This is a genomic window from Pseudomonas sp. KCJK8993 (assembly GCF_046230915.1).
In the GTDB taxonomy this organism is placed as follows: domain Bacteria; phylum Pseudomonadota; class Gammaproteobacteria; order Pseudomonadales; family Pseudomonadaceae; genus Aquipseudomonas; species Aquipseudomonas piscis.
The window spans coordinates 41,175-47,888 of sequence record NZ_JBJJLO010000042.1 but is presented as its reverse complement, the minus strand read 5'-3'; the positions used below and the strand labels follow the sequence as shown (position 1 = coordinate 47,888).

General features: G+C 62.2%; 8 protein-coding genes. 4 read left to right on the top strand and 4 right to left on the bottom strand.

Annotated features, from left to right (window positions below; genetic code table 11):
- Window positions 1-562 precede the first annotated feature (562 nt).
- The gene (locus ACK6AU_RS15575; RefSeq protein WP_185701730.1) at window positions 563-925 is read right to left on the bottom strand and encodes a hypothetical protein; all 363 of its coding nucleotides are present in this window, start codon (window positions 923-925) and stop codon (window positions 563-565) included.
- A gap of 218 nt (window positions 926-1,143) precedes the next feature.
- On the opposite strand from ACK6AU_RS15575, the gene ACK6AU_RS15570 reads away from it, so the two are divergent.
- Window positions 1,144-1,320 (top strand): hypothetical protein, encoded by a 177-nt coding sequence (locus ACK6AU_RS15570; RefSeq protein WP_185701731.1) that lies wholly within the window; start codon window positions 1,144-1,146, stop codon window positions 1,318-1,320.
- A 252-nt stretch (window positions 1,321-1,572) separates the two neighbouring features.
- Here ACK6AU_RS15570 and ACK6AU_RS15565 read toward each other — a convergent pair whose 3' ends face one another.
- On the bottom strand, window positions 1,573-2,331 hold the full coding sequence (locus ACK6AU_RS15565; protein ID WP_185701732.1) for an SDR family NAD(P)-dependent oxidoreductase: 759 nt from the start codon (window positions 2,329-2,331) through the stop codon (window positions 1,573-1,575).
- A 143-nt stretch (window positions 2,332-2,474) separates the two neighbouring features.
- On the opposite strand from ACK6AU_RS15565, the gene ACK6AU_RS15560 reads away from it, so the two are divergent.
- The gene (locus tag ACK6AU_RS15560) at window positions 2,475-3,395 is read left to right on the top strand and encodes a LysR family transcriptional regulator (protein WP_409299890.1); all 921 of its coding nucleotides are present in this window, start codon (window positions 2,475-2,477) and stop codon (window positions 3,393-3,395) included.
- Window positions 3,396-3,538: 143 nt separating this feature from the next.
- Window positions 3,539-4,186 carry a Qnr family pentapeptide repeat protein gene (locus ACK6AU_RS15555; RefSeq protein ID WP_185701734.1) on the top strand — a complete coding sequence of 216 codons (648 nt, stop codon included), beginning with the start codon at window positions 3,539-3,541 and terminating at the stop codon, window positions 4,184-4,186.
- 33 nt (window positions 4,187-4,219) lie between these two features.
- Here ACK6AU_RS15555 and ACK6AU_RS15550 read toward each other — a convergent pair whose 3' ends face one another.
- A complete protein-coding gene (locus ACK6AU_RS15550) occupies window positions 4,220-4,873 on the bottom strand; it encodes an acetyltransferase (protein ID WP_409299888.1) in 654 nt (217 codons plus the stop codon).
- A gap of 191 nt (window positions 4,874-5,064) precedes the next feature.
- Here ACK6AU_RS15550 and ACK6AU_RS15545 point away from each other — a divergent pair, with 191 nt between their 5' ends.
- A complete protein-coding gene (locus ACK6AU_RS15545; protein WP_409299886.1) occupies window positions 5,065-5,763 on the top strand; it encodes a pentapeptide repeat-containing protein in 699 nt (232 codons plus the stop codon).
- A 1-nt stretch (window position 5,764) separates the two neighbouring features.
- Here the strand turns inward: ACK6AU_RS15545 and ACK6AU_RS15540 are convergent, their stop codons facing one another.
- Complete coding sequence (locus tag ACK6AU_RS15540; RefSeq protein ID WP_185701737.1) at window positions 5,765-6,670, bottom strand: LysR family transcriptional regulator; 906 nt, start codon at window positions 6,668-6,670, stop codon at window positions 5,765-5,767.
- Between the last annotated feature and the right edge of the window lie 44 nt (window positions 6,671-6,714).

The window sequence follows — 6,714 nt, the reverse complement described above, 5'->3', positions numbered from 1 at the left end:
TGTCGGTTACGGCAGCGATTGACCGTCCCGGTTCATATGCTTGGATACCGGGGGCTCTATCGAGGCTGACGCTTAAGTCGGGAAGCTATAGGAGACCAGACTCTTTGCGGGCTGAGACTTAGCAACCTGTGTGCCAAGCCTGAGAGTTCCGTAAATCAAGGCCTCCCGGAAAGGAGGGCTGTGGCAAATGCAGAAAAGCGGCAATGGTTTTCCGCGCATTCTTTACAAAGTGGCAACGGCGTTGCCGCTTTATTCAGGGATTGACCAGCATGTATGCCCGAAACAAGTAACCGCCCCGACATTCCTCCTTGCGCAGGAAAGCCAACGATCTCCTGATCGTTACGACCGACTATCCAGCGAGTCTGCGGGTGGCCGTAGAGACGGAGGTTGTCGCGCCCTTGCTGTGGCGATAACGGTGGGCGGGTGGCAGACATCAACGAGGAGATCCATCGAGGCGACCAAGGGTAAACGCCGCGCTCGTCCGGGTAACAGCAAGCAGCATTAGACGGCCGGTTTCTCCAGGTTTGTCCAAGGTTCGACGACCTTCGCCTGTGACTGGCTGTCACCAACCCCCTGGAAACCACTGGCGAGCGAGCTTGACTGTCACTCGAAGTGCAACCTGAGCTTCATTGCACTGTGCTTCCTGCTCTTCAGTCGTTGCAGGTCTATGCCAGCGAGGGGTAGCGGAAAGACCTTTCGCATAGGTCTTTTCAAACTCAGGGCTGGCCGCCTTGGCCAGTTGCATCGCCTTGGCGTAGTCAGTTTCGAGGTCATCGGGCAGCGCTTTACAAGCCAGCTTGGCTTGCTGATATCTAACGGCGTACATGTAGCCGTCCGTTGGTGCCTGGTCGTAGTTGTAAGGGGATGGCTGCGCAGCCAGGGTTGGGGCGATGAATAGCGCGCAGAGATACAAGCGTCCGTGCATGGGGCTGATGCCTCGAAAAATCGGCGGATTATACCCAGCTCGTCGGCGCTGCGGATCTCCCTGCACTAGCTCGTTGGAATGCATTGATAAAAGGCGGCGCCGGTTGGCTCATGATGTTGCTCCAGATCTGCGCCATCGCCGTGCGGGTGACAATCCAGTTGCTCGTTTGGAAAGACCATGCCCCTCTGGTAGGTTCGCTCCCAAAGTGGGAGGACCCGATGAAGTACAAGCGTTTTAAGGTAGTGATCCTGTACGTCGGTGCTGGCGCCATGGTCGTACAGGCGGGGCGGCATCTGGCGGGCGGTTTCACTGACCTCGACAATGCAGCGCCTGCCTTGTTCGCCCTGGGCATCGCTTATTACCTGGTCAGGCGCGCAAGATCCTGTGCGGGGTAGCAAGAGGGATGGGGCTATTGCGGCCCTCCTGGTTCAATCCCTGGGGATTGCCACGTAGCCTCGAGCGCCGGCTTGCCATTCACATCCCCAGGCCTGGCCATCTCTCCTTGATAGCGGTTGACCCCATTGGGCACGAGCCACTCCACGAGCCCAATCGGCGCAGGTGCACAGCTCACTGGGCTTGGCTTGGGTCGAGCTCTCAATACCTTGGCTCCTGATGGGCGCAAGCAGGGAGCAGGTGCGTGACGCCACTCAATGCGCATGGAAATGCATGCCGCCATCGACGGGTATCACCGCCCCGGTGATATAGCGAGCCAGGGGCGAGGCGAGGAATGCGACCACCGGGGCAACATCTTGCGGTTCGCCGAAGTAACCGATGGGGATATGACGGGCAATGAATGCCTGCCGGCTGTCTTGCGTTGGGTGCAACCTTTCCAGCACCTGGGCGCTGTTGATTCGGCCGGGGGCGATACAGTTGACCGTGACCCCCTCGGAGGCCACCTCGCATGACAACCCCTTGGCCCAGAGATGCAGGGCGCCTTTGGCGGCGGTAGCGGCGTTCAGCGATCGGGGTTCCATCGAGCCGCTGAGGTTGATGATGCGGCCCCATTGGCGTGCCCGCATTGTTGGCAGTACAGCCTGAGTCAGTCGTCGCGCCGCGGAGAAGTTGAGGGCAAAGGCTTCCTCCCAGTCGTCATCGCAAGCATAAAGCCCGGTGGGGCGGGCGCCGCCAGCGCAATTGACCAGGATGTCGATGCCACCCAAGACCCTGGCGGTTTCGGCAGCGACATGGGCGACATCGCTTGCATTCGTCACATCTGCGCTGAGGACAATCGGCGCGGCAGCCCCCGCGGCTTCGATATGGGCGGCAACCTCTTGCAAGCGATCAGACTGGCGCGCGGTGAGGGCGATGCGTACCCCCTCCCGGGCGAGCACCCGCGCAACGCCAGCCCCGATGCCGTTGCTGGCTCCAGAAATCAGGGCCGTACGGCCTGCCAGATTCAAATCCATGATTTTCTCCTGTGAGAGCGTTCAGCCGCTTCTGTGGCCGGGTGGCCTCTATCCGATCGGCTGAGCGCTTGCGGAGAGTTTATTGATTACCTCAAGGAGATAAACTTGCATCCAGTTGCATGACTTGGAACCAGGAGTTTCGAATGGATTTATTGGACAGCATGCGGGTGTACGTCCTGACGGTAGAGAAGGGCAGCCTGAGTGCCGCCGCCGTTGCCCTGGGTATCTCCGCGGCCATGGCTGGCAAGCACCTGCGCTCCCTCGAGGCACGCCTGGCCATGCAACTGCTCAAGCGGACGACGCGGCGCCAGCATCTGACGAGCTTCGGTGAGGACTACTATCTGCGCTGCAAGGAAATCCTGCGGTTGGTGGCCGAGACCGACGAGCAAGCCCAGCACCAGCATCTGGCGCCCGTGGGCAAGCTGCGGGTCACGGCGCCGGTGACCTTCGCAACAGACGCGTTGATGCCGGTCTTGTCGAGCTACATGGATCGTTATCCCGAGGTCCGGCTCGAGGTGGTGCTCTGCGACCGGGTCACGGACCTGGCGGAGGAGGGCTTCGAGGTAGCCATTCGCATTGGCGCGCTGCCGGAGGATGCGCCGCTGGTGGCCAGGCCCCTGGCCCCCTACCGGCTGATGATGTGCGCCTCTCCGGGCTACCTGGCGCGTCGGGGCATGCCGCGAAGAATGGAGGACTTGCTGCATCACGAATGCCTGTCGTTCAGTCCGACAGCATTCAACGACTGGCCCGGCGCCCGGGAAGAGCTGGCCCACCGAGCGCCATCGGCGCGGCTGCAGGTCAACAACGGCCAGGCGCTGCGTGTCGCTGCCCTGCATGGCCTGGGGATCGTCCTGCAACCTGCGTTCTTGTTGCAGGCGGATGTCCAGGCGGGCCGCCTGGTGCAGCTGTTTCCCGAGCAGAGCCTGCCGGGCCGCCCGGTGCATGCGGTTTACCTGCCGGATCGCTATCACTCGACCAGGCTGCGCAGCTTCGTGGAGTTCCTTATCGAACAGTTTCCCCCTGAGGCCGGGGAGCCACGCCCTGGCCTCGTCGCTGTTTTATGAAAAGAACGGGCTCAGCTGTTCAGCTTCGCCGCCAATAGCGCTCGTTCCCGGGTGAGCGGCTTGAGACACAAAGGCTTCAAATGGCTCTGCCCGGGATGCTAGGTTTGTCGCGTTATCGGTCACGGATTGTGTAGGAAAGCGCCATGGAATCCCAAGTTTTTGAGAACAAGCGCATTGGCGCGGAGGAGTTTACCGGTCAGGTGGTCACGGGTATGACCTTCCTGGATTGCGATTTTTCCCGGGTCGACCTGTCGGAAACCCAGTTCATCGATTGCAGTTTCTATGACCCCGAGCGTCAGGTCGGCTGCAACTTTCGCAGCGCCAAGCTCAAGGGCGCCTCGTTCAAGCGCTGTGACCTGACGGTCTGCCTATTCAACTTCGCCAGCGCCCTGGGGTTGGAGATTACCGAGTGCAAGGCCCAGGGCGCCGACTTCAGCAGCGCCAGCTTCATGAACGTGATTTCCAGCAAGTCCTGGTTCTGCAATGCCTATATCAACAAGAGCAACCTGGCCTACGCCAACTTCTCCAAGGTCAACCTCGAGAAGTGCGAGCTGTGGGACAACCGCTGGACCGGTGCCAATGTCACCGGCGCCAGCTTTGCCGGGTCGGACTTGTCCGGTGGCGAGTTCAGCCTCCTGGACTGGCGATCCGCCGATTTCACCGGCTGCGACCTGACCAACTCGCAGTTGGGCGACCTGGATATCCGGCTGGTCAACCTGGACGGAGTCAAGCTCGATCGCGATCAGATGAGCCACCTCGCCGCGCGCCTGGGGATCAACGTGATCGGCTAGCGAGATCTACATCCAGCTAGCTGGCCGGCCAGGTCACTCCTTATGCAAAGGGCGGGCAGGGTTGCCGCAGACGGTGGTGTAGGGCGCTACGCTCTTGGTCACCACAGCCCCCATGCCGACCACGGCGCCCTGACCAATGACGATGGGGCGCTCCGGAGTGCCTTGCTTGATGATCGCCCCTGAGCCGATGTAGGCGTGGTCTTCGATCACCACGGCACCATTGCAATGGACGTTGGGAGCGAAGGTGACAAAGTCACCGATGATGCAGTCATGGGCGACATAGCTGTAGATGTTGGCGTGGAAGAAACGCCCGATCTTGGCGTTCGCCGTCACCATGGAAAAGGGGCACATGATGGCGCCTTCGCCAATTTCATTGCCGGCCAGGTCCTGGGCATTTTCCGCCGAGATGGCAAATGGCGAGGCACCTGCACTGATCAGCCGGTTAGCCAGAGTTTCACGAACCTTGCTGGAGGCGATGGCGATGTTGAAGTAGCGCCGAGCATCCAGGGCCAGGAACTCGTCGAAGGTCAATACGCTGAAACCGTTGACGGTGGAGCCGGCCAACTGGTCATCGACGAATACCAGGCGTGGCTGTTCTGGGTTGTCTACCTTGTGCAGCTGTTTGATCGCCAGAGGCATTACCTCGCGACCAAAACCTCCAGCCCCACAGATTGCGTAGACGTCCATAGGGTACGGTTCCTCGTTTCGATGTTGTGGTTACGTTGGCCGGCCGCGCAGCCTAACAGATTCACGATATTGAAGGAGGTACCCATCTGCTGGGGCGATCGTTCAGGCAGTTGTGTGTCCACTCCCAACCTTGACCTGCCGGTCCGCTATCCAGAAGATGCCTACCTTCAATCCCAGGCTCAGGAGAGGGCATGCAGGCGCAAGACGGCTACTTCGAAATCACCCCCGAGGATCTGCAAGAGCGCTCCCTGGCGCAACTGGCCGCCAGCCAACCGCTGCCCGTGCATGGCGTGGGCCTGGACCTGAGCGGCCAGGACCTGTCCCGCAGCGACCTGGCCGGTGCCCATTTCGAACGCTGCAGCTTCATGGGTAGCAACCTCACCGCCGCCAACCTGGCCAACAGCCGCTGGACCAGCTGCCGGGCCGGCCAGGCGACCCTGCGCTCGGCGGTGCTCACCGATGCCCGCTTCGAACGCTGCGACCTGAACAACACCCTGTGGCAACGCAGCAAGGTCGCCCATGTGCAGTTCGAGGGCTGCAAGCTCACCGGCGCCAACTTCGCCGATGTCTCGGCCCTGGGCCTGGGCTTCTCCGACTGCTTGCTTAACAGCGCCATGCTGTCCGGTATCTCGTTCTACAAGGCGCAGCTGTATCGCATCGATTTCAGCGAAGCGGACCTGACCTATTGCGACTTTCGCAAGGCCGTGTTCATCGAGGGGGGCAGCCTGTCCCTGGCCAGGGTGAACAATGCCCGTTTCGACGACGCCGACCTGCGTGAAGCCAGCCTGCAGGGCCTGCGGCTGGTGGACGCGAAGCTGTTCAAGGGCGCGATCATCTCCCGTAGCCAGGCCGGCATGCTCCTGGCCGGCCTGGGCCTGACGGTCCTCTGACTCAGGCCCGCCTGGCCTGGTGCAGGTTTTCCAGGACGCCGATGAAGGCCTGCGCCAGGGGGCTGCGCTTCTGGCTGTGGGTCAGGACCAGCAACGGAGCGGTAGCGCCCAGGTCCACCACCGGTCGGTAGCTCACGCCTTTTTTCGCCAGGGTCCGGGTGCAGCTGGGCACCAGGGCGATACCCTGGCCGGCGGCGACCAGGGCGATGATCGAGGTGATCTGGCGCCCGCTGGGCCCCGGCCGCAGGGGCAGGTCGTTACGACGGTACAGCTGCTCGATGGCTTCGTTGAGCCCCGAGCCATAGCCGGCCGGAAACAGGATCAGCGGCGCTTCGCTGAGCTCGGCCAGGGTCACCTCGGCCTGGGCCGCCAGCGGGCTGTCGCTGGCCAGCGCCGCCACCAGCGGCTCGTCCCCCAGGGACAGGGTATGGATCTCGGCCAACTCGTCCGGCGGCCGCATCCGGCTCAGGCCGATGTCGATCCGCCCATCGACGATCTGCGCCCACTGGCTGGCCGAGGCGCCTTCCACCAGCGTCAACTGCACCTCGGGAAAGCGCTGGGCGAAGGCCTGGATCGCCTCGCTGAACAACTCCGACAAGGCGATCGAGCTGGCATATCCCAGGGCCAGTTGCCCAGCGCTGCCGGCGGCCAGCTTGGCGGCCATGGCCTCGGCCAGCGCCATTTGCTCCAGCACCGCCCGGGCATAGGGCAAAAAATGCTGGCCCTGGGCCGTGAGGGTCACGCTGCGGCTGGTGCGATCGAACAAGCGAAACCCCAGCTCGCTCTCCAGCGCCGAGATCTGCCGGGTCAGAGGAGGTTGCGCCAGGTGCAGGCGCAACGCGGCGCGGCCGAAGTGCAGTTCTTCGGCGACGGTCAGAAAGTAACGCAGCCTGCGTAGATCGAGCATCCTGTTCCCTGGGTATTGATCGGTCGGAAATCGGTATTGGTCCT

Coding starts and splice junctions, on each gene's coding strand:
- ACK6AU_RS15545 (WP_409299886.1), top strand. CDS start 5,065: ATGCAGGCGCAAGACGGCTACTTCGAAATCACCCCCGAGGATCTGCAA.
- ACK6AU_RS15540 (WP_185701737.1), bottom strand. CDS start 6,670: ATGCTCGATCTACGCAGGCTGCGTTACTTTCTGACCGTCGCCGAAGAA.
- ACK6AU_RS15555 (WP_185701734.1), top strand. CDS start 3,539: ATGGAATCCCAAGTTTTTGAGAACAAGCGCATTGGCGCGGAGGAGTTT.
- ACK6AU_RS15550 (WP_409299888.1), bottom strand. CDS start 4,873: ATGGACGTCTACGCAATCTGTGGGGCTGGAGGTTTTGGTCGCGAGGTA.
- ACK6AU_RS15570 (WP_185701731.1), top strand. CDS start 1,144: ATGAAGTACAAGCGTTTTAAGGTAGTGATCCTGTACGTCGGTGCTGGC.
- ACK6AU_RS15565 (WP_185701732.1), bottom strand. CDS start 2,331: ATGGATTTGAATCTGGCAGGCCGTACGGCCCTGATTTCTGGAGCCAGC.
- ACK6AU_RS15575 (WP_185701730.1), bottom strand. CDS start 925: ATGCACGGACGCTTGTATCTCTGCGCGCTATTCATCGCCCCAACCCTG.
- ACK6AU_RS15560 (WP_409299890.1), top strand. CDS start 2,475: ATGGATTTATTGGACAGCATGCGGGTGTACGTCCTGACGGTAGAGAAG.